The organism is Butyrivibrio sp. Su6, from assembly GCF_900108105.1.
In the GTDB taxonomy this organism is placed as follows: Bacteria; Bacillota; Clostridia; order Lachnospirales; family Lachnospiraceae; genus Butyrivibrio.
Map to the genome: position 1 here is coordinate 114,691 of NZ_FNUR01000011.1, position 26,349 is coordinate 141,039.

General features: G+C 40.9%; 19 protein-coding genes. 2 read left to right on the plus strand and 17 right to left on the minus strand.

Annotated elements, in window-relative coordinates:
- Positions 1 to 4: 4 nt before the first annotated feature.
- The 9 genes from iolG to bglB form a co-directional block, all read right to left on the minus strand.
- On the minus strand, positions 5 to 1,015 hold the full coding sequence (iolG, locus tag C4S54_RS12200; protein ID WP_103869783.1) for an inositol 2-dehydrogenase: 1,011 nt from the start codon (positions 1,013 to 1,015) through the stop codon (positions 5 to 7).
- Positions 1,016 to 1,034: 19 nt separating this feature from the next.
- The gene (iolE, locus tag C4S54_RS12205) at positions 1,035 to 1,931 is read right to left on the minus strand and encodes a myo-inosose-2 dehydratase (protein ID WP_103869784.1); all 897 of its coding nucleotides are present in this window, start codon (positions 1,929 to 1,931) and stop codon (positions 1,035 to 1,037) included.
- A gap of 36 nt (positions 1,932 to 1,967) precedes the next feature.
- Positions 1,968 to 2,747, minus strand: coding sequence for a 5-deoxy-glucuronate isomerase (locus C4S54_RS12210; RefSeq protein WP_103869785.1), 780 nt, complete (start codon positions 2,745 to 2,747; stop codon positions 1,968 to 1,970).
- A gap of 47 nt (positions 2,748 to 2,794) precedes the next feature.
- The gene (iolD, locus tag C4S54_RS12215) at positions 2,795 to 4,726 is read right to left on the minus strand and encodes a 3D-(3,5/4)-trihydroxycyclohexane-1,2-dione acylhydrolase (decyclizing) (protein WP_103869786.1); all 1,932 of its coding nucleotides are present in this window, start codon (positions 4,724 to 4,726) and stop codon (positions 2,795 to 2,797) included.
- 462 nt (positions 4,727 to 5,188) lie between these two features.
- Positions 5,189 to 6,421, minus strand: a complete 1,233-nt coding sequence (locus tag C4S54_RS12220) for an ATP-binding protein (RefSeq protein ID WP_103869787.1) — start codon at positions 6,419 to 6,421, stop codon at positions 5,189 to 5,191.
- A 389-nt stretch (positions 6,422 to 6,810) separates the two neighbouring features.
- Positions 6,811 to 7,827 (minus strand): 5-dehydro-2-deoxygluconokinase, encoded by a 1,017-nt coding sequence (gene iolC / locus C4S54_RS12225; RefSeq protein WP_103869788.1) that lies wholly within the window; start codon positions 7,825 to 7,827, stop codon positions 6,811 to 6,813.
- A gap of 104 nt (positions 7,828 to 7,931) precedes the next feature.
- Complete coding sequence (locus tag C4S54_RS12230; RefSeq protein WP_103869789.1) at positions 7,932 to 9,596, minus strand: hypothetical protein; 1,665 nt, start codon at positions 9,594 to 9,596, stop codon at positions 7,932 to 7,934.
- A 66-nt stretch (positions 9,597 to 9,662) separates the two neighbouring features.
- Complete coding sequence (locus C4S54_RS12235) at positions 9,663 to 10,646, minus strand: ROK family protein (RefSeq protein ID WP_103869790.1); 984 nt, start codon at positions 10,644 to 10,646, stop codon at positions 9,663 to 9,665.
- A gap of 16 nt (positions 10,647 to 10,662) precedes the next feature.
- Complete coding sequence (gene bglB, locus C4S54_RS12240; RefSeq protein ID WP_103869791.1) at positions 10,663 to 11,754, minus strand: beta-galactosidase BglB; 1,092 nt, start codon at positions 11,752 to 11,754, stop codon at positions 10,663 to 10,665.
- A gap of 35 nt (positions 11,755 to 11,789) precedes the next feature.
- Here bglB and C4S54_RS12245 point away from each other — a divergent pair, with 35 nt between their 5' ends.
- Positions 11,790 to 12,692, plus strand: coding sequence for a helix-turn-helix domain-containing protein (locus C4S54_RS12245; RefSeq protein WP_242973807.1), 903 nt, complete (start codon positions 11,790 to 11,792; stop codon positions 12,690 to 12,692).
- A 24-nt stretch (positions 12,693 to 12,716) separates the two neighbouring features.
- On the opposite strand, the gene C4S54_RS12250 is transcribed toward C4S54_RS12245, so the two are convergent.
- From C4S54_RS12250 to C4S54_RS12265, 4 genes are all read right to left on the minus strand, one after another.
- Positions 12,717 to 14,405 carry a CehA/McbA family metallohydrolase gene (locus C4S54_RS12250; protein ID WP_103869792.1) on the minus strand — a complete coding sequence of 563 codons (1,689 nt, stop codon included), beginning with the start codon at positions 14,403 to 14,405 and terminating at the stop codon, positions 12,717 to 12,719.
- Between the two features lie 374 nt (positions 14,406 to 14,779).
- Positions 14,780 to 15,532 (minus strand): hypothetical protein, encoded by a 753-nt coding sequence (locus C4S54_RS12255; RefSeq protein WP_103869793.1) that lies wholly within the window; start codon positions 15,530 to 15,532, stop codon positions 14,780 to 14,782.
- 155 nt (positions 15,533 to 15,687) lie between these two features.
- A complete protein-coding gene (locus tag C4S54_RS12260) occupies positions 15,688 to 16,677 on the minus strand; it encodes a hypothetical protein (protein WP_103869794.1) in 990 nt (329 codons plus the stop codon).
- 173 nt (positions 16,678 to 16,850) lie between these two features.
- Positions 16,851 to 20,072, minus strand: a complete 3,222-nt coding sequence (locus tag C4S54_RS12265; RefSeq protein ID WP_103869795.1) for an alpha-mannosidase — start codon at positions 20,070 to 20,072, stop codon at positions 16,851 to 16,853.
- A gap of 239 nt (positions 20,073 to 20,311) precedes the next feature.
- Here C4S54_RS12265 and C4S54_RS12270 point away from each other — a divergent pair, with 239 nt between their 5' ends.
- Positions 20,312 to 21,679 carry an MFS transporter gene (locus tag C4S54_RS12270; protein ID WP_103869796.1) on the plus strand — a complete coding sequence of 456 codons (1,368 nt, stop codon included), beginning with the start codon at positions 20,312 to 20,314 and terminating at the stop codon, positions 21,677 to 21,679.
- Between the two features lie 109 nt (positions 21,680 to 21,788).
- Here the strand turns inward: C4S54_RS12270 and C4S54_RS12275 are convergent, their stop codons facing one another.
- The 4 genes from C4S54_RS12275 to C4S54_RS12290 form a co-directional block, all read right to left on the minus strand.
- Positions 21,789 to 22,181, minus strand: a complete 393-nt coding sequence (locus tag C4S54_RS12275; protein WP_103869797.1) for a pyridoxamine 5'-phosphate oxidase family protein — start codon at positions 22,179 to 22,181, stop codon at positions 21,789 to 21,791.
- A gap of 95 nt (positions 22,182 to 22,276) precedes the next feature.
- Positions 22,277 to 22,999, minus strand: coding sequence for a hypothetical protein (locus C4S54_RS12280; protein ID WP_103869798.1), 723 nt, complete (start codon positions 22,997 to 22,999; stop codon positions 22,277 to 22,279).
- Between the two features lie 234 nt (positions 23,000 to 23,233).
- Positions 23,234 to 24,847: a phosphoenolpyruvate carboxykinase (ATP) gene (gene pckA / locus C4S54_RS12285; protein WP_103869799.1), complete on the minus strand. Its 1,614-nt coding sequence runs from the start codon at positions 24,845 to 24,847 to the stop codon at positions 23,234 to 23,236.
- A 167-nt stretch (positions 24,848 to 25,014) separates the two neighbouring features.
- Positions 25,015 to 26,325 (minus strand): glycoside hydrolase family 27 protein, encoded by a 1,311-nt coding sequence (locus C4S54_RS12290; protein WP_103869800.1) that lies wholly within the window; start codon positions 26,323 to 26,325, stop codon positions 25,015 to 25,017.
- Positions 26,326 to 26,349 lie beyond the last annotated feature (24 nt).

Sequence of the window (26,349 nt, forward strand, 5' to 3'; positions counted from 1 at the left end):
CCCCTTACTCTACTTCAGAAAGTTTTACTGGTCTGTGTTCTTTTACTGAAAGGTTAGCTGCCATTGCCATAAGTACAGGCTTAAGTCCGTCGTCGATACCAACTACAGTATCTGTGTCGTTCTCTACAGCATCGATAAATGCCTTGATCTCATCTGAATAAGCCTGCATGTATCTCTCAAGGAAGAAGAATAATGGCTTTTCACCTGTTACGCCCTGTTCGTTTGAAAGAACTACATTAGACTGTGAATCATTGGCATTTGCGACCATTCCCTTTGAGCCAAATACTTCAGCTCTCTGGTCATATCCGTATACGGACTTTCTGCAGTTATCAATAACTACGAGAGCTCCGTTTTTCATCTTGATTGTGATTACTGCTGTGTCTACATCGCCTGCTTTTCCAATCTCAGGGTCAACCAATACTGCTGACTGCACGTAGATTTCTTCTGCATCACATCCGGCAAGGAATCTTGCCATGTCAAAATCGTGGATTGTCATATCCATGAACATTCCGCCTGATACAGCAACATATGCAGGTGACGGTGGTTCAGGGTCTCTTGATGTGATCTTGATGATCTGTGGATCACCTACTTTGCCTGCTGCCACTGCTGCCTGAACGGCTTTAAAGTTGTGGTCGAATCTTCTGTTGAAGCCCACCTGATACTTGAGGTTCTTGCCCTTAAGTGCATCGATAACTTCGTGTATCTTGTTTACGTCATGATCGATCGGTTTTTCGCAAAAGACATGCTTTCCTGCGTTAATTGCTTCGATAGAGATAGGAGCGTGAGTATCTGTTGATGAGCAGATAAGTACTGCCTGGATCTCCGGGTCGTTTATGATTTCCTTATAGTCTTTTGTGACGTTCTGTATTCCCATTCCTTTTGCCCAAGCGGCTGTCTCATCGTTCATAAATGGATCTGCAAGAGTCTTGATCTTTGCTCCCGGAACATTATTTGTAATGCTCTGTACATGTACCTTTCCAATTCGGCCTGCGCCGATAATTCCAACTGTAACCATTATTTTCCCCTTTCAACTTTTAAAGTCCTGTCTTTTCTGAAATGTACTTTCTTGCTTTCAGTGCGTATTCGAATGGATTGGCTTTCGCTGGGTCTTGTTCTGCTTCTACTACTACCCAACCTTCGTAACCGGATTCTTCGAGTACTTTGAAGAGTGGTGCAAAGTCTACGTCTCCGTCTCCGGGAACAGTAAATACTCCCTCACGTACTCCCTTTAAGAAACTCCAATTATTCTTTCTGGCTTTTTCAACACGCTCTTTTCTAATATCCTTCAGATGAACATGTTTTATTCTCTTTATATACTTTCTGATGATTGGCTCAGGATCGATGCCTGCAAATGAGAGGTGACCTGAGTCGAAGAGGAGATATACGAGCTCAGGATCTACCATATCCATGAATCGGTCGATTTCTTCCTCTGTCTGGACTACTGTTCCCATATGATGGTGATATGTAAGTGTCATGCCGTGATCTTTTGCAACTTTGCCAAGGCGGTTAAGTCCATCGGTAAGTTTTACCCATTCATCGTCGTTCATGACATACTTATCCACAAAAATAGGCTGGTCAAGTTTGCCCTGTGTGGAATAACTCTGCTCAGAGGCTCCGATAACCTTTGCTCCGAGAGTTTTCAAGAATTCAAGCTGTGCAATAAATTCTTTTTCCACTTCTTCATATGGTTTTGTTAAAAGAAATGATGAAAACCACTGGTTGCAAACCTGTATTCCCCTAAGATCCAATGCTCTTTTTAATATTTCTGCGTCTTTTGGATATTTGCTTCCAACCTCGCACCCTTTGAATCCGGCAAGGGCCATTTCTGAAATGCACTGTTCAAAAGTATTCTCTTTTCCCAGATCAGGCATATCATCGTTGGTCCAGCCAATTGGTGCTATCCCCAAAGAAACCTTGTTTTTATCTAACATTTTCCCTTCTCCTTTAAGTTTTTTACCCCTTATGATTTATCCTTTATAATCGTAAAGCCATGTGTAACGCTCATCATCTATTCTGTCGGTCCATGGATTGCCGGGCAGATGTCTTATCATCCAGCAGGTGTACATCTGAAATCCCGGTGCACAGGACTGCGGATGAACTTTGCCTCCGGGGATTGCTGAAAAGCTTCCGTCAACGCTCTTAAATACTTCATCTCCTACGAAGCTTGCGCCGAACCCCTCCGGACGGTCAAACAGGAAATAGTATGTTTCAGGCTGTGGATGAGTGTGTGGAATATACCCTGACCAGTTACCCGGATCATTTAACGCTTCTCCCAGAACCATGTTTGAATATGGCGCTGTCTCATAATCAAATGCAGTGCTTACTCTTCTCTTTGCCGTGCCCCCAAATTTATCTTTGCAGGAATAGATCCAAGGTGTGTTCTCCGGATCATAGAATTTTGCTTCAAATTCTCTTTCGTTGTCAGTGCACTGAATGAGAACCTCGGCGTCGCTCTCTGCCTTAATCACAACCTTTGTGTTCTTGCAAACATGAAGTGCATACAGTCCATCTGTGAAAACGTCTTTTCTGTAGACTTCTTTTTCCTGTCCATTCCATGAGTACTTGAGCTTTCCTTTGAGCAAAAGAACTGCCATTTCCTCTTCAGGTTTAAGTAGTTCTTTTGTCTGTCCCTGTGACATACGATAAACTCTGATATCCATAAGCATATCTTTGTAATCATTGTCATAGGTTGTCAGGATTTTCTCACCGTTTTCATCAAACTCAGGATATCCAAAAACTTTTCCCATCTGTGTAACCCCTTCTTTCTAACCCCTTTACATATCTATGTTTTTCTTTAATACTTTCTTGCTTCGCGTCTGCCTTCTTCGACTTCTTTTCTGCAGTCTCTTACGCTCTTACTCTCAGAAACAGCTGCCAGTCCTACATCCCACCAGGAATCATAGCCATCAGTCATAGTCTTTGGCATTACTTTCAGATCGATGAGCGTTGAAACCTTCTGTTTCTTAGAATCCTTGAGGGCTTCTTCCAGCTCTTCCACTGTCCTTACTGTATATGTCTTAAGCCCATAGCCTTTTCCGATCATTGCATAATCAATTGGAATAAGGTCCCCGGAGAGCTTTCCATTTTTATCTCTATAACGGAACTCTGTTGCAATAGATCCCATACCATGAGTCATCTCAAGGTTGTTGATACATCCGAAGCCGCAGTTATCAAACACAAGGATATTTATCTTAGCTCTTTCCTGCATTGCTGTTGCAATCTCGCTGTGGAGCATAAGAAAACTTCCGTCTCCAAGGAATGTGTAAACTTCCTTCTTAGGATCTGCGAGCCTTACGCCGAGAGCTCCTGCAACTTCATATCCCATGCATGAATATCCGTACTCTGCGTGGTATCCGCATCTTTCGTCTGTGGTCCACATTCTCTGAAGGTCACTTGGAAGTGAACCTCCGGCTGTCACTATAGTTGCGTTCTCATCTATGAATCTTCTGACTGTAGCAATCGCCGCGGTCTGAGTTAGAGTTGCCTTTGTGAGCTCATGGAACTCTGGAAGTGTTCTTGGATCGCGAGCTTCGATCATTGGCTTAAACTTAGGGCCTGTATAAACTATGCCGCCAAGTCGCTCCATCTCTTTGTCCCATTTAGCTTTTGCAGTTTTTATCTCATCTTTATAAGCACTCTTATATTTACTCTTTGAAAGCTCTTTTATCACCAAAAGAAGTGTCTCTTTTAAGTCGCCAACTGCCTTTGTTGCATCCATCTTGTAGGCATCAAAGCGGTTTACATTTATGGTCACAACTTCCGCACCCTGCTTAAATTGCCTCTTTGAACCTGTTGTGAAATCTGATAGCCTTGTTCCAAGCGCAATTATAAGATCAGCCTTTTTTGCAATCTGGTTTGCTGCTGAAGTTCCTGTTACTCCGATTCCTCCAAGACACATAGGATCAGATGACTTGCAGGCGCTCTTTCCTGACTGAGTCTCTCCAAATGGAATGTTAAAAGAGTTGCAGAATTTCTCTATTGTTTCGCCGGCTTCAGAATACTTGGCTCCGCCGCCAACTACTACGAGTGGCTTCTTTGCCTTTTTTATCTTCTCAACAACATCAGCTATTTCTTCTAGAGCTGCTGCCTGACGTACTATTCTGTGGACTCTCTTTTTAAAGAAGTACTCCGGATAATCGTAAGCTTCACCCTCTATATCCTGAGGAAGTGCAATGCAGACAGCGCCGGTCTGAGCCGGGTCTGTCAAAACTCTCATGGCGCTTATCATAGCTGTCATAAGCTGCTCAGGTCTGTTTATTCTGTCCCAGTACTTGCACACTGGCTTAAATGCATCATTTGTTGTTACTGCAAGCGAGGAATCAACTTCAAGCTGCTGCAGAACAGGATCTGGCTGTCTTGAAGCAAAAGTATCCGCTGGGAAAACAAGAAGCGGAATATGATTAACAGTAGCATCAGCGCAGGCTGTGACCATATTTGCAGCTCCGGGGCCAACGCTTGATGAACATGCTATGATCTTTCTGCGATTGTTTTGCTTTGCAAATGCGCAGGCTGTGTGGCACATTCCCTGCTCATTTCTACCCTGAAATACCTTTAACTTTCCCGGATTCTGATCAAGGGCTTCCCCAAGCCCTACCGCGATACCGTGACCAAATATTGTAAAAATACCCTCTACGAACTTTGTCTCTTTTCCATCAAAAGAAACGTACTGCTGGTCAAGGAATCTCACCAGCGCCTGTGCTGTTGTCAGCTTAACTGTTTTCTCCATAACCTTCTCCTATAAAAAAATGCTATACCCATGTTTTTGCTCTACAAACTATAGTTATGACACGAATTGCTCCGTTGCAAGCAACTCTCGCAATTCTAAAAACATTCGGAATCCGCCCCAAAGCGCTACTTCCTCATGTTTTTGCGGGTCTCAAAATGATAATGCTTATCATGCAAGCATGAACGCATTATTATTTTTATCCCCTTGTCATAACAAAAAATGTATGATACAGAGCAAAAATCTTCTCCATATCATACATTTTATTTTTATTTTATAGCATTATCTACGCGGTTTTTATGCTTGCAAGGATAAAACATTGCATTTTTTATCCTTGTGCAACCGATAGTACTTTTTTCTAATTTTACTAATTATCATGTCAGCATTTTTGTACAGGCTATCGTGATAACAATCAAGTTAAAGGGATATAATTCTTTATACACTCAATTTTTTCCCCATTAAACATCAAACAAACAATTCTCCTTTAGACATGAATTCCGGAATGTTAACATGCTTGATTCCATTTCTTTTCTGTATAGGATCATTCCTAGTCAAAAGATACTTTGGATAATTATCATGAATCACCTCAAATGGCGCATATTCTCGATCTTCAGTCTTAATATCATTCATTATCGTCATAGCCACTTGAACATAGCTGTAATCCATATTTATATCACGCAAAATGAAATCACACTCCAACTTTCCAATTCTTCCAATGCTTATGCTATAGCCTTTTGAAAGTGCGTAAGTAAACACTATATTTTCTAGAATTGGACCATAATTTATTCTATTATCAGTATTTGTTGCAAACCAAAATCCAAGATCAGAAAGATAGTATTTTTGCTCCCCTCCGATAGATTTTCTTGACTTTAAGTCAAAGCGCTTGCATTCATAAATAATCTTAGAATCCTTTAGTATTTCAATATAGCGTGCTAATGTATCCCTTTTAATAGAAATACCTGTTCTATGCAATTCCTCCAATAGATTAGTTATACTACTAGTGGCACCAAAATTGTTTATGATATACTGCTGCACCTTTTGAAATCCAGACACATTCCTGATTTTTACTCTCTTTTTAATGTCCTTATCAAATATTTCCTTGATAACACTATCAATATACTTCCGCTTATCTTCCGCATTATCATAAGACAAAGCCTGAGGAAAACCGCCTTCATGAATATAGTGATCAAGCTCAGTTGTCAGATCTCCAACTTCCTTACCCAGGTATTTTTTCATATCAAGATATTCTTCAAATGTCAGTGTCAGCATTTCAAACTCTATATATCTTCCTGTAAGCTTTGTAACAAGTTCGCCGCTTAACAGATATGCATTTGATCCTGTAATAAAGATAGAAAACTCATCCTCCAGCCTATAAGCATTCAATACCTCCTCAAACCCATCAACATTCTGAACTTCATCAATAAACAGATATTTAAGTCCTTTAGCCGTTGATTTCTCGTCAATCACTGCTTCAAGCTGTTCCTGAGTCTTAACGCTCTTGTATCCCTTCTTATCCAGATCAATAAATATGATGTTCTCCTCATCCACACCGGTCTCTAACAGTTCTTGGGCAATTGTTGCCATGAGGCAGGACTTTCCTGATCTACGCACGCCAGATATTACCTTTATCATACTTGAATCATTATAAAAACCTCTAATTCTCTTTAAGTAGTTTTCTCTTTTATAATATTCTTTCATATTTTCTCCATTTTTCGTATTTAAGAGGGTGTAATGATGTATTTTCTAAAAATATACCCCCTTAACTCGTATTTTACTTCATTTTTTCAATCATCGTCAATGCCAATCCACAAAAAAGGCAAAGTGCCTATAAAAGCGCCTTTGCCTATAGTTCCATATTCTATCATATTTTATCAAACTACGCCATTTCTATGATAGCGATGGTCACCGATTTTAATATAATAAAAAATGTTCTTGCATTATGTTTTGCCTATATCTGGATTCTTTCTATCAGTTGTGTTTTTCGAATCACAAAAGCAAAATATTGTAGTTCTCATTTATAAAAAATATGTAAACTTGCATTTTATAGCTATTTTAGAAAGTTTCCTTGCATTTTCAGGTCTTTATTTTCATCCTCTGGCAATCATCTCACCATACTCGGCCTTTTCTTCCTCAATAAACTTTCTGACTTCTTCTGTGGTTGGAAGTTCTTCTGAGCAAGAGTGGCTCTTTACCATCATGGAAGCTTCTGCGCTACCGAATTCAAGGCAGTCGATCATATCCCAGCCTGAGAAGATTCCGTAAAGGAATGCAGATGCGTAGCCATCCCCACCGCCAAAGCCTTTGAGGGCCTTTACAGGGAAGGGCTTGATTGAGTACTTCTCTCCGTCCTTGGTGTAAGCTGTTGAACCTTCTTTTCCATGCTTGATAAGAACAATCTTGGCATTCTCATTGAACCATGCACCTGCGCTCTGTTCGTCGTTTCTGCCTGGCTCGATAAGTTTCTCAGTAAGGTCAAACTCTTCTCTTGATCCCATGATGATGTCCGCCTCTTTTGCAACAGCCGCGTAGTAGATTGAGATTTCATCATCATTTTTCCAGTTGTATGCTCTGTAGTCTATATCGAAGATTACTCTTGTGCCATTCTTTTTCGCAAGCATCACTGCCTTTAAAGCAGCCTCTCTCGATGGACTTGCAGCAAGCGCTGTTCCCGAGATCAAAAGAGCTTTACTATTTGCGATATAATCCTCATCAATATCCTCAACAGAGAGCTGAAGATCTGCTATCTCATTTCTGTACATGAGGATGCTGCTCTCTGTAGGAGAAAGTATCTCTGTAAAAGTAAGACCGAGCTTCTCGCCATTCTTACATCTTGTAACGTGAGAGGTATCAATTCCCTCTTTTTCCATAAAGTGAATAACAAAATCTCCAAACTGATCATCAGAGACCTTGGCAAAAAAGCCTGCTTTAAGGCCATGCCTTGTCACGCCAATAGATGTATTGGCTGGAGATCCGCCCAGGTACTTTTTAAAAGTAGTACACTCTTCAAGTGGATGAAAATAATCCACAGGATTAAAGTCTATTGCTATTCTCCCCAGGAAAACTATGTCCATTTTTCTATTCTGATCAAACTCTACATACCTCATCTCTATACCCTCTTATATTTCAGTTCATGTATGAACCTATCCTTCTCTAAAAAAGCAGCAAAATCCCAATTGCTTATCTATAAATACCTTTCCCCAAAAGTATTTTAGAACTGGCTCCTCTTATTCCTTACAGTAATTGTATGATCAAATCCTGTGTAATCTGTGAAGTAGATTGTTGATGCACCTGCGTTTCTAAGCTCGGAATCTTCTTTACCCTCCATAAATCTGTGTGCGCCAAAAGCAGGTCCCACAATAAGAGTATCCTTGTGATTAGAAAGCTCTACATAATCGTCTTTTACAGTAAGTGCTTCATTTCCTGTGAGATGGGTTGCGAGATGTCCATTTTCAAGGAATGTTGCCCCTGTAAATGAGAGCTCGATTCTCCAAGGTGCGCCCTCTACGCCGCTTGTCTTAACACGTACATCGATTCCGTCTTTATCTTTTGACTCTGTAACCCAAACGTCGATGTCCATGTCAGGCCCCATTTTCTTGTCTCTCTTGGAGTTATCCATTTCCCACCAGTCGCTGGTAGCAGGTCTTTTCTCATCTGTCCAGGGAAGGTAATACCAGCCATGCATTGTCTGGTGCAGGTGAACACCGCCCTCTATCTCTTCCATTGTGTCAGCCTTGAAAGCTCTGTGCTCGCAGAAGCTTCCTGCGACCTTCATCTCCATCTTTATTGATCCATTATGGAAATAAAGGAAGTTAGACTTGCCGCTCATAGCTGTGTATGTATATCTTCCGGACTTATTTCTGGAAATTCCTGAATTCTTATAGAAAACATGGTAGTCAGGATTGCCATAAAGTCCCTCATGCTCTATTGTTCTCCACTCCGGATACCACATGAAGTAAATGAGACTGTCCGGAGCAAGCATATTTTTCTTTTGACAAATATCGATGATAGTGTTGCACATTTCATAGAACTCAGGGATATTGTGGCGCTCTCCCATGAGCATGTATTCAGTGTAGTAATCTGTTGGATAGGAAAGTCTGTCCTTATCAAATCTTGTGGAGTTAGCTGTGTAAACTGATCCGTCCGGCTCCAAGTAATGAAGCATCATGTGAAGGTTTCTCACAGCATACTCCTCATACTTTTTGTCGCCTGTTGCCTCTGCCAGAGTGATCATGGCATCGTTGTTGACACGGTTGTAGTTACCTGCTGACTTCTCAGCAAACTCGCCATCTTCGTTGCAGTCGATACCTTCAGCAAGATATTCATTTGCACGCTTTACCATATCATCATTATTGTAGATCTTTGCACACTCCATAAGGGTTGATGCGATTGCCCATCTGTGGTTTGGCGTGTGGAAGCCGCCTGTCACTATGCCCTTTGCAGCCTTTTCAATAATTTCATTTATAGTGTCGAAGATTTCCTGCTCTTCTTTTGTCTTATTATCGCCAACGATATCCCTCAGATAAAAGAAAAATGGCATAAGCTTCTTTATGGAAAAAGCTGTATCAGGTGCAGAGTTGAAATTACATGTAACATAATCATAAAGACCTGTATCATGCTGCATTTTTTTAGCAAAGCCAAGTCCCAATCTGATTCTGTTCAAAAGAGCTTCATCTCTGTATAAAGAGCTGTCGCTGTTACAGTAAAGAGCAATCATAGATGCTGTTCTGTAAATTGTGTATTTTGCATCCAGGATATGATTGTCATCCAAAAAAGCTCCTACATTAGGATTTTTCTCATCCATGATCTGCTGGCGCATTGACTCATAAACCAGCTCCTCTGTATCCTTTAAAATTATCTGATAGTGTTTTTCCATAATATGCCTCCAACTGCAAATTATTCATATCTTATGTAAACATCTTTAAGTACATGCTTTAGTAGTTTATCCTCTGTCGATCAGCGCTGCACCGATAATACCTACATCTCCGGCATCGCTTATTCCATGCGCAAGCATTATCTCTGTGTTCTTTTCACTGGTTCTGGAATATATTCCTTTTGCAACCTTCTTTTTAAGATCATCCAGGAAAAGATCTGCTGCCCTTGTTATACCGCCGCTTAAAACAAGCACATCCGGCTGAAGGATGTTGATAAGATTTGTTATTCCCTCAGACAGATATGTAGTAAATCCATCAAGAACCTCCAATGCAAGCCTGTCTTTGCGTCTTACCGCTTCAAAGAATATCTCGCCATCTGCATTTTCTGCTTTTCCACAAAGCTGCCACAGCAGAGACTCCTTATCCACATCTTTTTCCATTGCTTCTTTTGCCTGGTTCATAAGTGCCGTAGCAGAAGCATAGTCCTCAAAACAGCCCTTCCTTCCGCAGTTGCAATTGACGCCGTCAAGGTTAATTGTCATATGGCCAAACTCTGCTGCCGCAAAATTGACACCTCTAAGCAGCTTCCTGTTAATGATGATTCCTCCGCCTATTCCGGTTCCAAGAGTTACCATCATGAAATTGTCCACATCGTAGCCGCCGGTGATGTACTCACCAATTGCAGCCGCATTAGCATCATTGTCAAAAAATGTCCTGCTGCCCAGATTCTCTCCCAAAGCTTCTTTTAGCTTAGGTAAAAAAGGAACCTCTTCAAAGCCAAGATTATTGGCATACATGATCCTGCCTGTGGTCAGCTCCGCTGTTCCCGGAACGCCCACGCCAATGGCTTCTATATCTGACTCCGACAAGTCCTTATCCACGAGGATCTTCTTTATAGTCAGTGCAATGGCATCTATCATCTGCTCCGGCTCACTTGCCTCAGATGTTTTTATGGATGTCTTAACAACTATGTTGTAAGCCTCATCGACTAGTCCTATTGCAATATTTGTTCCGCCAACATCTACGCCTATTCTAAACATATCTTTTCCCATATCTCTTCCAGTATTATCAAGCTTTCAACACCTCTAAAAGAAACAGCATTGCCAGGGCCTGTCCATAAGGCATTGGCTTGATCTCAATCTGCTTGTAGAAATCCTTGGATTCACGTCCCATTGGTGTTCCGTAAGAAACCTGATTAACAGTGCCGTCATCTGCGATATTTGCAAGTACTGGATCAAGTGCCTTAAGTGCAACCTCTTTGTACTTTGGATCAATAAGTCCCATTCTCACTGCCTTTAATATACCATAGGCAAATCCGCATGTAGCGCTGGTCTCCACATAAGAAGTCGCATCATCTACAAGTGTGTGCCACATTCCACTTTCATCCTGATACTTCTCAAGTGCCTCAACCTGAGCATTAAGCGCTTCTATCAAAAATCTTCTGTCTGCACCTTCAACTTTGGCAATTGACAGATACTCGGGCACTGCCATTGTAAACCAGCAGTTTCCACGACCCCAGAGAGCTTCTGCGAAGTTGTGATTTCCTTTAAAGGTCCATCCATGGAACAAAAGACCTGTCTTATGATCTACAAGATATTTGATATGTAAAAGGAACTGATATCTGGCTTCCTGTCTGTATTCGTCGTTATCTTCTATTTCTCCCATGCTGGCAAGAAACATTACTGTCATGAAAAGAGTATCATCCCAGAGCTCCTGATCATTTTCGCTATCTGAAGTTCTGTGAGTAAAACCACCTTCTTTAGTTCTTACAAAGTCCTTCATTATTGCTTCTGCCCACTCATGACATACTTTTCTGTACGTAGGATTCTCTTTTTCCTTGAGGATAAAAGATAAAGGAAGGAGAGGAGCTGTTGTATTTATGTTTTTTGCAGGAAGGCCAAGAGAAATCTCTTTTTCATAAAACTGGTTAAGAAATGCAAGATACTCCTCTTTTCCTGTTTCTTCGTACATCTGTAAGAGGCCATAAAGTCCGACGCCCTGAGTCCACTCCCAGTGCTGATATCTTGACACATCATCTCCTGCCAGATTCTTTGACTTCATATTTTCCAAAAAGTATTCATCATCCTCGTAAAGGAATTTCTGGAAACTGTCTGCCAGAATTTTTAATGTGCTTTCAATCTTTTCATTATCGACTTTCATTTGATACCTCTTTCTTTTTCATATATACTATTCTCATGCTTATAAATGACAGTGTTTATTACGAAGACAACCACTATATAATTATCAACAACATCCCTAACAATATTTTTTACTATATTGATTATGATAAAAGAGATGCCTCTATAAACATGGAGTTCCAGCATCTCCATCCATATTATGAGATGTTGATCCTTCTTGCGCCGAATGCTACTCATCTTATTGAAGGTGTTCCCTACAATATTCACATGGGTGACATTGTTCTTTTGGCGCCTTCTGTCATGCATAAATCTGTTTATTACAAGGGCGAACCCAGCAAAAGAATCATCATTGACTTCATGTATGAGCTGAACAGCCCTGAAACAGCTGATGCCTACGCTGAAATACTTCAGCCTTTCAAAAGTGAGGTCCCGATTTTCAGGTTTGATCTTGAGGACCGCCAGAAACTTATTGATATCCTCAACTCACTTTTTATCTTTTCAAAAGAGCATCAGTACTATGGCAACCCTGCCGATGAATTTTACATTCATACCAAGTTCCAGGAGTTTTTGTACACGCTTTACAGTCTGAAGGATAAAAATCTCTACACCAACGACCAGAGCTATAACTCTATAGAGCAGAAAATGTATGAAGTTTCATCATATATACACGCTCATTACAATGAAGATATTTCTCTTAATACCCTTTCAGAGCAGTTCTTCGTGAGCCCAAGTTACCTGTCCCGTGTATTTAAGCAGGTTACCGGATTTAATCTGTCCAACTACATCCAGCTCACCAGGATAAAGAACGCTCAATATCGTCTGGTTTCATCAAACGATAAGATTTCAGTTATTTCTGAAGAATGCGGTTTCGCTTCGTTTTCTCAGTTCAACCGCATCTTCAATAAAGTAGCAGGAACTTCGCCAAGGCAGTATAGGCAAACTGCTATCACCCGCAAATAAATGCAGGTGTTACATTTATTTCAATCATCCACAAATCACAGGATTTGAAATAGCAAGGTTTGTACAATCACTCTTTGCTATGAAATATACAAAACGGTCTCCTTTTATGGTCTGTTCTATTTTCTGGCTGTAATCGTAGAAGCCGTTTTCTTTTTTTGCATCAAGCTCTATTTCTTTTAGCAGGCCATTCTCAGAATGAACTTCCAATTTTGTAAGTTCTCTGTTTGATAAAAGCTTTAGGTCTATATGGAGCTCTTTTTCACCGCAGAGCTTCTCACCTGGAAGCTTGCCATTAACAGTCGGAATAAGTATTGGTCCGTTAGTTAAGAAGCTGTGTCCACTCTTTAGAGTCTGCAAAAGATTTTTCTGCTCCCTGTCTTCTCCGGCATGAATGTAAGTTCTGACGCCGCCACTTGTAAGACAGGTCTCAGCCCATTTCTCAAGTATTGGTAAAAGACTCTCACATATAAGCTCAAATACATGAACTTCTTCAGGATACTTTTCTTCCAGTTCTGACTTGTTTTCTTTTATCAGATCATAAGTATCGAGGATGTTGTCATAGAGCACGTGATAATCGTCTGCAGCAATATTGTGGGTATCACTTCCTGTTGTTGCCGGAAGGAAAAGACCTTTTCTAAGACATTTTAGCCACAGCTCATATGCCGCATAGTCTGTGCTTCCCATCATCATTGGGGCTGAGCCGTTCCATATCTCCATGGTCTCAAAGATGTCCAACATATCCTCAAAATCAGGATTCCAGGAGATTGATCGCTGAAGGTCCCTTGGGTGGTTTATCTGTGGAAGGCCGCCGTTTGCCTTGATCTCATCTGTGATTCTCACAAACTCGGCTCTTAAATACTCATCTGTTCTGTGCTCGTCATCAGGAATTCTGTATATTACATCTTTCTCAACGCCCATCTGCATAACATGGCCATTGGATGTGGAAATTTCTTTTGACACTATAGGTGTAAAATCATCTCTCTTGCAGGCTCTCCAATAATCATGGTTGAGCACGTTATGATGATCAGAAAGCGCTCCGTACCTTAGTCCCATGGCCATCATGGAATTAGCAACTTCCTTAGGAGATTCAACCACATCATCATCACCGCCAAACACAGGGCTTGAATAAATGCAGTGGTGGTGGAGATCTCCGGCGATCCATCCATCATCTGAAAGATCAATGAAGTGGTTTAATTCGTACTGTCTTTTTTCATATTTATTTTCTGTTACTTCCAAAGAGTCTGTGATGATCTCATACTCACTTCCCTTGGAAATCTCTACTACGTATTGTCCAACAGGGAGCTTTCTTGAAAGGCATCCGTCAAAGCCTGTTATATCGCGGATCATAGTTATCTTACCGTTCACTCTGTTGAAGTTTTCCGGCGTTTCGCCCGGCAGTAGTTTAAAGAGCTTTACCTGGGCGGGAGTTCCCTGGCCGTGGCATTTCGTTTCTATATAAATGCTTCCAAGAGCTCCATTTTTATCTACAATTCCGTTGTTATGAAATCTGTTTCTATCATTTGTCCCCGGATAATCTACTTCATTTACTCTTTTACTTCCTTTAAGTTTGTAGTTTTCCAGTGCATATTTTGTAAATGAAAGTAGCCTGTCTGCATCCATCCTGGATGCTACCGCATCTTCTTTGCCGTCTTCTTTTAATTTCCCCTGCAACAGCCCAATGGCTATTGATAAAAACTTTGTTTCTTTACTCATGATTGCTCCTCTCCTCGGTAACTACAAAATAATGGCACGAATTGCTCCGTTGCTCGCAACTCTCGCAATTCTAGAACATTCGGAATTCGCACAATAGTGCTTCTTCCTCATATTCTTCGGGTTTCAAAGCCATAATACTTATCATGCTAGCATGAACGTATTATGTCCTTTCTCCCCTGCCATTAAAAAATGTATGACATAGAGCATAATCATATCTCCATATCATACATTTTATTTTCATAATCGTGCATTATCTACGCGGTTTTTATGTTATCTATTTAAAAAGATTGCATTTTTTGTTGTTGTTCTTATGACCAGCTTTCACCACAAAGGACAATATTTGCAATCATCAATTGCATTTTTTCGTCCTGTCATTATACCTGAAAATCCCCGAAAACACTGGTCAATGGAGTTGTCTTGTAGGCATTTAACAAAGCTGCAGCATATTCGCTCTGTGAAAGAGTCGTTCCTGCTGCCCCTAAAGTGTTCGCTGTAAGAGAATTGGAATTTAAATCTGCAAGAGTGAGGTCACCGGAACTACTTGTACTGCTTTCGGAAGTCCCGCTTATAAGCGTGTTTTGCAGAAGATTTCCTGAAAAGTATGCGGACTGCGCCAGTTCTTTTAACGCATTCTGAGAAAGAATCCCGTTATATGCGTTCGAGTTGGCTGTTGAATCCCCATCAGTTGAAGTTGACGAGGACTGTGTTTCTTCAACGGCTGAAATTGCAATCCCACTAAGGTCTGCCCCGTGTTCTGCCATATTCTGTAGTATTTCAGCCTTAACATCCACTGTGTGGGAAGCGATGTTTTTGGTAATTTCAGATCGAACATCGACACTTCGGCTTGCTATGTTATTCAGAATTGTCGTTTCAAGATCCATGTCAGTAAAAACTGAGTTTATTTTGTCAGTCAAGGCATCCTGAGTTGCTGCTGCACTGACTTCTGCATCTTCTGCCACTGAAGACTCACTGCTATCCTCGGCAGCCTTATTCAGATATTTTTGGAAAGCGGAAACGCCACTAGAATCTGTGGTATTAGAATCTTCAGATGTAGCCTTAGCTACATCTGAAATAGAATACAAATAATTATTTACCGCACTTACAATCCCCGAAATGCTCAGTGCCATGATCATTCTCCCCAGAAATCCTCATAATACTTTTTTATAAATATTCGCCGTTTCTATAATTACATTATATAGTCAATAATTGTTTTGTAAAACAATATATTGTTTGTATTTGAAAAAATGATCATTTTGCTGATAACATATTTAAATTATTACCTTTAGAACCTTCCGGGATAGCCAATTTCCTGGGCTCTTTCGTTAAGAACCGCGTTTATTCCATCAGGATCATATGTTAAGAATCCCTCGTCCTTGAATCTGGTTCCCAGTTCAGCTATATCAGCTTTGCCATCATCAGTCTCCACTGCATTGAAGCTGTCATCAAAGGTATAAAATGAATAGAAATAATTTCTCGCATTGTAATCCTGCTCAAAGTAAAATTCGAGAACAGCCATATGCTCGGCATCTATTCCTTCTGTGGAAATCGAAGTTACTGAATCACCCTTATAAATGTCATATGTTTCCATCAAAGAAAGTGTTTCTGACACACCATAAAAGAATTTGTATTCTCCGCTTGCGTCTACGTAAGCATAATCCACATCATGGATATTAGCAGCTGATGCTCCGCCGCTCTCAATTGTTCCATCGGCGTTAACTGTTACGTATGATCTTTCTGTAGTACTTTGGTCATAGCAAATAACAAATTCATCATTTATTTTTTTGATTATCATATCAAGGCCAAATCCTGCGCTAAGCTGAGCCTCAACAAGAAGTTCTTCCTCTCCGTCACTTCCGCAATCCACCTTTGAATATGTGATTTCAGCATCCTGCTGAAAATCTTCAATCTTCTTTAAAGCATCACATATTTCGTTAACGGTATAACTTTCACCAACTGTGAGTACCTGTGACAGCTCAAAATATCCCGGAACATCGCCTTTTCCGGTATATTTTACTTTGGCTGTGCCATTTTCTACATCGGAATAAGTCTTCCCATCTGAATTTTCTACTGCATTTCCTGTTCCATTCTCCGCGGTGCTTTCTGATGCAGCTTCTGTTGTTTTTCCTGTGGTGTTCTCCACCTTACTTTCTGCTGGAGTATCAATTGAGCTCCATGTCGCGTTCTCCGCATCATTCGCTCCACATCCAGCCATTACCATTGCAGCAGCAACCGCCGCTACAGCGATTCCCGCCATTCTCTGATTTCTTTTCATAACATCCTCCTCATAATTTTATCTATCTTGAAATGCCTCATTTAAGGCATCTTCAAGTCAAACTGGTGTTTCCATTCCTCATAGCGAAGAACCTGCATACATACATTATATTCTACCTGTGAAAAAAAGCATATGCAAGAACTGCTAAGCCATCCCCAAGGGACCAAAAAGGGTCAAGATACCGATAAGACAAACGTCTTAATTTCAAATGGCTCAATCTCAAATGACAAAAGCTTATTCTGAGCATCGTAGCTAAATCCATCATGTACTTCAGTCTTTCGCTCAAGAAGGTCACACTCAGCCACGTCTTTCGGACCAATATCAAAGGCAGTAAATAAGCTAGCCTTAACAGTATGCTTTTCACCGTATCCCTCAAACAATCTGATCACTATATCATTTGAGTTCTCAGCCATCTTAACTGCTTCAACGAATACGCCTCTTTCTTCGATGTCAATTACACCCTTGAGAGCTGCTGCCACTATGTCAGAAGGCTGACCGCTTAAAGAGCTCTTGATCTCAGGAATATAGAAGTGACTGTTCTCATTTAACATTCTAGCCTCCTCTATTACTCTGCCTTCTCTGTAATCGCCCTCATGAGGGAAAAGAGAATAGGTAAACTCATGCAGTCCCTGATCTGCGTTAGGGTTCGGGAATATTCCTGATTTAATAAGTGTAAGTCTCATAAGTTTTTCTTTTGCATCATAGCCGTACTTGCAGTCATTTAATACAGCGACGCCAAAAGAGCCGTCTTTATCAGAAATATCCATCCATTTATGGGCACAGCACTCAAACTTGGCTCTATCCCAGCTGTTTTCTCTCTTGAGGTTTCGTTTCAGATTACCATACTGAGTCTCGCATGTGATCTGTTCTGAATCCACATCAACAGGAAATGCTGCCTTCAAAAGAGTCTGATGCTCATGCCAGTCAATTATTGTCTCAAAATCTATGCGCTTCGAATCTGCATAGAAATGGATATTCTGCTGAATTTCAGAGTTTCTGAATGGCCTCTTTATACTAATTACAACTTTTCCCGAGTTATCAACACTGCTTACTGACAACTCGCTTAGATCAGTAACATCCCAGGAAACATTTTCAAAATCCGCATCGATATTCCAGCAGTCGTACTCTTTAGGCTTATCTTCAAAGGCAATCAGTCTGTTCAAAGGACTTTGGTTTTTATCACGCAGTTCTTTTCCGCATTTTTTATCAAAAAGACTTTCTAATTCACCATTACTATCCACTACTGCTGTGTAGAATCTGGTATTTATCACAAGCTTTCCATTTGTATTTTCACAGGTAACGTCATTACTTACAGCTTTTTTCTCACCACAAGCAATATCACCGGCTTCAGCATTATCCACATGACAGACAAACTTTGACAGATCAAGTTCCTTTACAGCTTCATCTATGATTATTTCTGCTCTTCTCTTTATGTCTGCGTAGTCCACATCGGAATCCTGATAAACTTCCTCAATTGAGGAACCCGGTAAAATATCGTGGAACTGATTGAGCATGATTTTCTTCCAGATATCCTTAATTTCTTTTGCCGGATATGCACTCTTTCCCTGTAAAAATGCGCATACAGACAAAAGTTCAGCTTCTGCTAAGAGATACTCCGACCTTCTGTTATTCTTTTTGTTCTTTCCTATAGATGTGTAGGTTCCTCTGTGGTACTCAAGATAAAGCTCATCCTTCCAGGTAGGAACATCTTTTCCCAGAGTTTCCCTCAGAAGGTCCTCAAAGAACTGGCCAACCGATTCCTGCCTGGTCCTTGGAACTCCGGGAATGCCAAGTTCAAGTCTTCTACTCATCTCAAGCATTTCCCAGGTTGGACCGCCGCCTCCATCTCCATATCCATAGCAGTCAAGAACTATATCTGTAAGGTCTTTTTCCCTGAAGGCCTCCCATGCTCCCATTACCTGAGATGCATTCTGCCTTCCGTTGTAGGTATAGTTAAGGATTCTTCCATCCTTCCCTGCTTCCACAGCCTTGTCGTAATCACATGTTGTGATTATATAGGTAGGGATCACGCTGCCATCGATACCTTCCCAGTTGAAAAGATCATGCGGCATCCTGTTGGTATCATTCCAGGCAACCTTTGTGGTCATAAAGGCCTTTATTCCGCTCTTTTTAAGGATTTGTGGAAGAGCTGCGCTATAGCCAAACACATCAGGGAGCCACAAAACCTTGCTGTCTACACCAAATTCCTCTTCAAAATACTCTTTTCCATAGAGGATCTGCCTAACTAATGACTCACCTGAAGTCAGGTTACAGTCTGCCTCAAGCCACATTGCGCCTTCCGGTTCAAATCGGCCTTCCTTAACTTTCTCTTTTATTTCCTCAAAAAGCTCAGGCTCCTCTTCCTTCACAAACTCATACATCTGTGGAGTACTGGCCATGAAAAGATATTCCGGATACTTTTTCATAAGTTCCATAACAGTTGAGTAGCTGCGAATGACCTTTTCTCTTGTCTGACGAATTCTCCACTTCCAGGCAACATCTATGTGAGTATGTCCAACACTTGCCACTGTAACCGGCAGATAATCTTTGCCATATAGGTTTTTCCTTAGGAAATCTGCGGCTTCTGCGAGTTTTCCACAATTGTTGGTAAGCGGATTTTTATTATCCACGTTTTCCACGTCTATTAATCCACACGCTGTGGATAGTCCATCAAGTATGATTTTCACGGAGTTTTGCACATCCGTGGATATCTTTGTGGATAACTCATCGAGAATCTCATCAGAGATTTCCACATTTTTATTCTGCTCTTCAAAGGCTCCTGCGGTTGTATCAAGCACAGATTCGCGCTTTGAGGAAGGAATCCCAAGCATGGCCTGCATGGCTTCAAATGGGACTTTCAGGTCAAAATAGAGCTTCTGAACAGCCTCATTTCTAGCCGCAATTGTCATCTTCAGATAGTTCTCATTTTTATCAAGATTTGAATAGGCATATATCCTGATATCCACAAGCCTATCTTTTCCACAAGCCCAATCTTCTTTATCAAAGATAGTAATGCTGTTGTGGTTTATATCCATTCCGCAGCGTCTTTTACCATTTATGTATACCAGCATCTGTGGATTGTTTGTATTCCAGATGTCTTCAGCCCCTGTGGATAAAAAGAACAGAACCCCCTTACCTCTATAAATCTCAGGTATTTCCACTGCCACGTGAAAGCAGTAATGCTTGTCCGGCTCTCCCCAAGAAGCTCCATGTTCAAATTTATCCCACCCGGAAACATCCTCTAAAACAGTTTCCCTACTTCCATACGGAACGTCTTTTATCCTGATCCCATCTTCGGTCATCAGCTCATCTACTGGTCTGACATCTTCCCAAAGACTATTCTCCAACATTTCTATTGTGTCTTTTATTTTGTTATAGTTTTCTGCTTTACCCATTTTTCAACCCCTGTTTTAAGCAATGTTTATAATATTTAATGTAGCATACACGCTATTACTAATAAATACCTATAAATATTTGCATCACTGAAAAAGAATACAGTCCCATCTTTACCCTGTGCTCAATAATCGCCTCCACCCCTTACAATTTTACTTACTTTTTCTGCAATTAATATCTCACAATTGGAAACCAGTTTGCGTTATAATAGTTCCATAAACTTCGAAAGGACGCTTACATCATGAAACAGCTAAAACCTATTACCAACAAACTTTTGTGGATCTTTGCATTGGGGCAGTTTGGATGGAGTCTTTTATCCGGAATCGTATCTAACTGGATGGTTTACTACTACACCGGAAGCCCAGATGCTCAGAATCCAAACACAGGGCTCTTTGCATCAGGCATAACTCAGGAACCGATTCTTTTTAAATTAACATTATTTGGTCTTGTTCTTGCTGCGGGAAGAATATTTGACGCCATAACAGATCCTCTGATCGCAGGATGGTCCGACAGATGCTCCAACAAAAAAGGCCGTCGAATCCCATTTTTACGCACAATGGCAATTCCATTTTCACTTTGCACAATTGGACTTTTTGCGCTTCCTCAGACATCAGTAATTGCAGCTAACGACGTTATCTTTTTTGCTCTGCTCATGGTCTTTTACCTCTTCATGACCATGTTCTGCACTCCATACAACGCTCTTATTGCAGAGCTTGGTGATACACAGCAGCACAGGATCAACGTTTCAACTTATATTTCATTTACTTTTATTGTTGGTCAGAGTATTTCCTTCCTGCTTCCAAACCTTGCAGGTGCACTTACCGGGGTAGCCGGACAAAAAGGTGCTATTCGCCTGTCAGTTGCTATCATGTCTGCAATTGCATGTATCGCAATGCTCATCCCTGCATTTTATATTAATGAAAAAGACTATATCGACAGTACGCCAAGTGATACCAAGCCATTTAAATCTCTTGCCCAGACCTTTTCAAATGTTCAGTTCCGCCACTTCGTATATAGTGATGTTATCTATTTCTTTGCGCTGACTCTTTTCCAGACAGGTCTTGCCTTCTACGAGACCAAGCTTATGGAGATTGAGGATACCTGGACCTTTGTTTTAACTGCTACAATGACAGCCATCAGCGTTATGCTCTATCCTCTGGTAAACCTTCTTGCCAAGAAGATTGGTAAAAAGACACTTATTATCATTGGATTTTTCGCATACTGCTGCGTTTTTGCTATCACAGTATTCTGCGGAAAAGGTCTTCATTGGGGATTCATCATCGCTGTAACAGCAGCTATCCCTATGGCCATCCTCGGTATTCTTCCTCAGGCCTGCGTTGCGGATGTTGCTGAGCTTACAAGACTTGAAACAGGTGAAGACAGAAGCGGCATGTTCTTTGCAGCAAGAACTTTTGCCTTTAAGATGGGACAGGCGCTTGCAATGGTCATCTTCACATCAGTTACTGTTTCACAGACCAAACAGAGTTACCGTTTGACAGCACTTGTTGCATTTATCTGCTGCTTTATCGGAGCCTGCATCTTCTTTACTTTTAATGAAAAACAAATCCTTGGAAAGATAAAAGAACTAAAAGGAAGCGATGAGATCTGATAAAATCAGTTGAGAATTTATAAAAAAAAAAAATCAAGCGAAATATTTCTAACTGAAAAAGCTGCTCAGTAGAACACTGAGCAGCTTTTTCACGTTATGAGGAGTTTATTTAGAACTTAACAACTTCAGGCTCGCTAGTAAATGAGCTGAATGTTGCAGTTGCATTCTTGATATAGAATACTTCTGTGTTTCCATCATCAGCTTTGTACATGTTCTGAAGTGATGGATAAGCATCAAGCATGGACTGACGAGCTTCCACTCTGTCATCCTCTACGAGCTCACCTGCTACGCGCAGCCACTGTCCACCCTTGAAAGCACAAATCTCAACCTTAGGATTAGCATGGATCTGCTTTGACACATCCTTTACTTTTCCTGTCTGAATATAGAGCTTGCCTTCAAAAATGTGAGCTGTTCCAAAAGGTCTTACTCTTGGCTGATCACCATCTACAGTAGCAAGATAATATGTTCCTGCATCTTTAAGAAACTGTGCAACTCTCTCCATCTTTTCATCTCCTTTATATTAATTGTAGCAATCATGGTTACGTTTTATATAATTATATTGCGCGCAATCTCGAAAGACAACACCTTATTTTCTCATTAACCAAGTATAGTTTTTAACTGGTCCTTGATAAATACTGGAATCTGCTCTGCAAGCTCATCCCAAGGCATGTAGTCTGTTTCCGGAATTGAAACTTCCTCAAATTCCATCGACGGCTCAAAAGAAAAATGATCTCTTATATACTTAACAACCTTCTCATTTTCCTCATCAGTTATTTGGATATCCTTCAGGTATCTTTCCGGCGCGTCCAGTCCATGAATACCCGCAAGCCTACCACAGCTTTCAAAAAGCTCCGTATACAGATACATCACCTTTGGACTGCAGAGCATCGCATGCTTCCCCGGCTGGGAGTACATTATCAGCCTGCTGCCCTTTGGATAAACTATCTCAGCGCTTTTCCCTCGCTTTACTATAAGCTCTTCATTAAGCTCATTCTTTTTATGGAAGGATGTGAGGTCAGGGACAATGGCATTTAAAAATCTTCCATGATAGCTTCCCTCTGCACCTACGATATTCTCTACCTTATCCACGTAAATCCAGATATGTTCAAGGTCATATAAGTGCTGAATATCATAGTCAAGGTAATATGCATACTCGATCACTTTGACCGTCCCTTTATAATTTTCAAAATCAAAGTTCCTGTTAAAAGACTTGCTATTTGCCCCATTTTCATTATATATTTCATAGCCCACCTTCTTTATCTTTATTGGTTCTTTAATATCCATAAAGATAATCGGTGCATAATCTAAAAAAGTACTCATCTTCTCATCTCTCTTCTTCGCTTTTCATCTATCTGTCCGCAAAATAGTTTTAGAAGTTTATTTGGAGCGATTTATTTTGAGCAGATGATACATAGAAAAGAATTAACCCACCATGACTTATGCTTTAAACAATCGTTTAATAAGTCATGGTGGGTTTAATTATTTTCGTTATGTATCACTGGGAAAAATCCCGAGCGACAAATAAACTTCTAAAATCTATTTTCAGTCAATGAATCAAAGCTGAGGACCAGCTGATACAAGTGCCTTACCAGCTTCGTTGCCTGTGTACTTAACGAAGTTCTTCTGGAATCTTGCAGCAAGATCCTTTGCCTTCTCTTCCCACTCAGAAGCGTTAGCATATGTATCTCTAGGATCAAGGATAGCTGGATCAACTCCTGGAAGAGATGTAGGTACTTCGAAATCGAAGTAAGGAATCTTCTTTGTCTCAGCCTTAAGAACGTCTCCGCTAAGGATTGCATCGATGATTCCACGAGTATCCTTAATAGAAATTCTCTTGCCTGTTCCGTTCCAACCTGTGTTTACAAGGTAAGCCTTAGCTCCTGACTTCTGCATCTTCTTAACAAGTTCCTGAGCGTACTTTGTAGGATGAAGCTCAAGGAATGCCTGTCCGAAGCAAGCTGAGAATGTAGGTGTAGGCTCTGTGATTCCTCTCTCTGTTCCAGCAAGCTTAGCTGTGAAGCCTGAAAGGAAGTAGTACTGTGTCTGCTCAGGTGTAAGGATTGATACTGGAGGAAGTACTCCGAAAGCATCTGCTGAAAGGAAGATTACGTTATCAGCATCAGGACCAGCTGAAACCTTATTTACCTTCTGAGCGATCTTATCGATGAAGTCGATAGGATATGATACACGAGTATTCTCTGTAACGCTCTTATCATCAAAATCAATCTTGCCGTTAGCATCTACTGTTACGTTCTCAAGAAGAGCATTTCTCTTGATTGCATTGTAGATATCAGGCTCAGACTCTTTATCAAGACCGATAACCTTAGCATAGCAACCACCTTCAAGGTTGAATACACCGTTGTCATCCCAGCCGTGCTCGTCATCACCGATGAGGAGTCTCTTAGGATCTGTTGAAAGTGTTGTCTTACCTGTTCCTGAAAGTCCGAAGAAGATTGCTGTGTGCTTTCCATCCATATCTGTGTTAGCTGAGCAGTGCATAGAAGCGATGCCCTGAAGTGGAAGGAAGTAGTTCTGCATTGAGAACAGACCCTTCTTCATCTCTCCGCCGTACCAAGTGTTAAGGATAACCTGCTCTTTGCTTGTTACGTTGAAAAGAACTGCTGTCTCAGAGTTAAGTCCGAGTTCCTTATAGTTCTCAACCTTAGCCTTAGAAGCGTTGTAAACAACGAAATCAGGCTTGAAGTTTGCCTGCTCTTCTTCTGTAGGACGGATGAACATGTTCTTTACAAAGTGTGCCTGCCAAGCTACTTCCATGATGAAACGAACAGCAAGACGTGTTCCTTCATTAGCTCCGCAGAAACCATCTACTACATAAAGCTTCTTGTTTGAAAGCTCTTCTACAGCGAGCTTTTTGCAAGCGTCCCAAGCTGCCTGAGATGCTCTGTGGTTATCGTTAGGATATTCCTCAGATGTCCACCATACTGTGTCCTTAGACTTCTCATCTTCTACAATGAACTTATCTTTTGGAGAACGGCCTGTATAAATACCTGTCATTACGTTTACAGCGCCAAGCTCTGTTTCCTGACCCTTGTCAAAGCCCTCAAGGCTAGGATCTGTCTCATCAGCAAAAAGCTGCTCGTATGATGGATTGTAAACGACTTCTTTTACTCCTGTGATGCCATACTGGCTTAAATCGATGTTTGCCATTTTGCTATCCTCTTTTCTTATAATAATTGTTTTTACGGACAAATTAATAAAATAATCTGATAACCCGTAGTTGCACATAGTAAATATCGGAAAATTACGCCCGATACTACTTTTATACTACAAAGTCAAAGTTTTAACAAGTTTTTTAATGCAAAATATCTATAAAATTACTGTAAATAATTGTCAATTTCAAAGCACAATACGGTATGTGGTTTAAGCTTAAACTTCTCGCCATTTGACAGCTCTTTTGCCACATTGGTCCACATCTCTACAGCCTGATATCTCTTCCTTGGAGAAAGACCTATATCCTTAAGCTTTAATTTGACTTTCTTCTCTTCCTCGCTGATGTTGAAAAGAGCAAGATAAAGCTTCCCGTCCTTTGTTACGCTTCTCCAAATGACAAAGTCGTCTTTTCTCAAGATCTGTCTGGCTTTTCTGCCATTCTTATGCATGTTCATGATTCTCTCGTTAGTGAGAAGGCTGTTGGTAAACTCATCGTTATCCCTAAGCTCTCCGCCAAACATAAGTGGTGATCTGAATATGCACCAAAGAGTCATAAGTATCTTTTGCTCATCGTGTGAGAAGTGGGTATAATGCCCCTTTTCACTGCCTTCCTGATTGCAAACACATACGTGTCCTAGCGGAAGCATATCGCAATCCGGCCAGTGGTCCTTGCAGCCAACGCCCTGCCATGCATAGCATCTTTCAAACATTCCGTAGAGGTGTTCCCACTTATCCCAGAAATCGTCTGTCATGCGCCACATATTTGCATTTGCTAAAAGAAAATCCTTCTCCTCTACTTTAGCAGGTCCCGGTGACAGGCTGAGAACTATGTCTCTGCCGCAATTTGCTATAGCATTTTTAATAAGTTCAATTTCGGATAAAACTGCACCAGGAGCCTCTGGAGCATAATTTACTCTTGCTATGTCATCTACTTTTACATAGTCAATGCCCCATTCTGCATACATTTTAAAAATAGAGTTGTAGTACTCCTGCGCGCCATTAGCTTTTGCATCAACACCGTACATATCTGTATTCCACATGCAAACGCTTGAATCATGCGCAATATCTCTTGCAGTCGCATCTGTCCCCAAAAGCTTTGTATTTCTGTGAACAGCCTGCCTTGGTATACCTCTCATAATGTGTATACCAAACTTAAGGCCCATATCATGGATCTGATCCGCGATCGGCTTAAATCCTTTACCATCCTTAGCTGACGGAAATCTGTTCACAGCAGGAACAAGCCTTGAATACTCATCCATTTCAAGTTCTGTGAATTTGTGATACCAGTGAGAATCTGCTGTTGGTTCATACCACTGAATATCGCAGATAACGTACTCCCAGCCATAGTCCTTAAGGTGCTCCGCCATATATCTGGCGTTACCCAAAAGCTGCTCTTCATTTACGCTGGCACCATAGCAATCCCAGCTGTTCCACCCCATTGGTGGTCTTTTTGCTACATAATGCTTCTCTCCCATATAACCTCCTGATGCCTGACATTA

Bases quoted from the DNA above. Each gene is read 5' to 3' on its own strand.
- iolG (WP_103869783.1), bottom strand. From the start codon at position 1,015: ATGGTTACAGTTGGAATTATCGGCGCAGGCCGAATTGGAAAGGTACAT.
- iolE (WP_103869784.1), bottom strand. From the start codon at position 1,931: ATGTTAGATAAAAACAAGGTTTCTTTGGGGATAGCACCAATTGGCTGG.
- C4S54_RS12210 (WP_103869785.1), bottom strand. From the start codon at position 2,747: ATGGGAAAAGTTTTTGGATATCCTGAGTTTGATGAAAACGGTGAGAAA.
- iolD (WP_103869786.1), bottom strand. From the start codon at position 4,726: ATGGAGAAAACAGTTAAGCTGACAACAGCACAGGCGCTGGTGAGATTC.
- C4S54_RS12220 (WP_103869787.1), bottom strand. From the start codon at position 6,421: ATGAAAGAATATTATAAAAGAGAAAACTACTTAAAGAGAATTAGAGGT.
- iolC (WP_103869788.1), bottom strand. From the start codon at position 7,827: ATGAGGTATGTAGAGTTTGATCAGAATAGAAAAATGGACATAGTTTTC.
- C4S54_RS12230 (WP_103869789.1), bottom strand. From the start codon at position 9,596: ATGGAAAAACACTATCAGATAATTTTAAAGGATACAGAGGAGCTGGTT.
- C4S54_RS12235 (WP_103869790.1), bottom strand. From the start codon at position 10,646: ATGGGAAAAGATATGTTTAGAATAGGCGTAGATGTTGGCGGAACAAAT.
- bglB (WP_103869791.1), bottom strand. From the start codon at position 11,754: ATGAAAGTCGATAATGAAAAGATTGAAAGCACATTAAAAATTCTGGCA.
- C4S54_RS12245 (WP_242973807.1), top strand. From the start codon at position 11,790: ATGCTTATAAATGACAGTGTTTATTACGAAGACAACCACTATATAATT.
- C4S54_RS12250 (WP_103869792.1), bottom strand. From the start codon at position 14,405: ATGAGTAAAGAAACAAAGTTTTTATCAATAGCCATTGGGCTGTTGCAG.
- C4S54_RS12255 (WP_103869793.1), bottom strand. From the start codon at position 15,532: ATGGCACTGAGCATTTCGGGGATTGTAAGTGCGGTAAATAATTATTTG.
- C4S54_RS12260 (WP_103869794.1), bottom strand. From the start codon at position 16,677: ATGAAAAGAAATCAGAGAATGGCGGGAATCGCTGTAGCGGCGGTTGCT.
- C4S54_RS12265 (WP_103869795.1), bottom strand. From the start codon at position 20,072: ATGGGTAAAGCAGAAAACTATAACAAAATAAAAGACACAATAGAAATG.
- C4S54_RS12270 (WP_103869796.1), top strand. From the start codon at position 20,312: ATGAAACAGCTAAAACCTATTACCAACAAACTTTTGTGGATCTTTGCA.
- C4S54_RS12275 (WP_103869797.1), bottom strand. From the start codon at position 22,181: ATGGAGAGAGTTGCACAGTTTCTTAAAGATGCAGGAACATATTATCTT.
- C4S54_RS12280 (WP_103869798.1), bottom strand. From the start codon at position 22,999: ATGAGTACTTTTTTAGATTATGCACCGATTATCTTTATGGATATTAAA.
- pckA (WP_103869799.1), bottom strand. From the start codon at position 24,847: ATGGCAAACATCGATTTAAGCCAGTATGGCATCACAGGAGTAAAAGAA.
- C4S54_RS12290 (WP_103869800.1), bottom strand. From the start codon at position 26,325: ATGGGAGAGAAGCATTATGTAGCAAAAAGACCACCAATGGGGTGGAAC.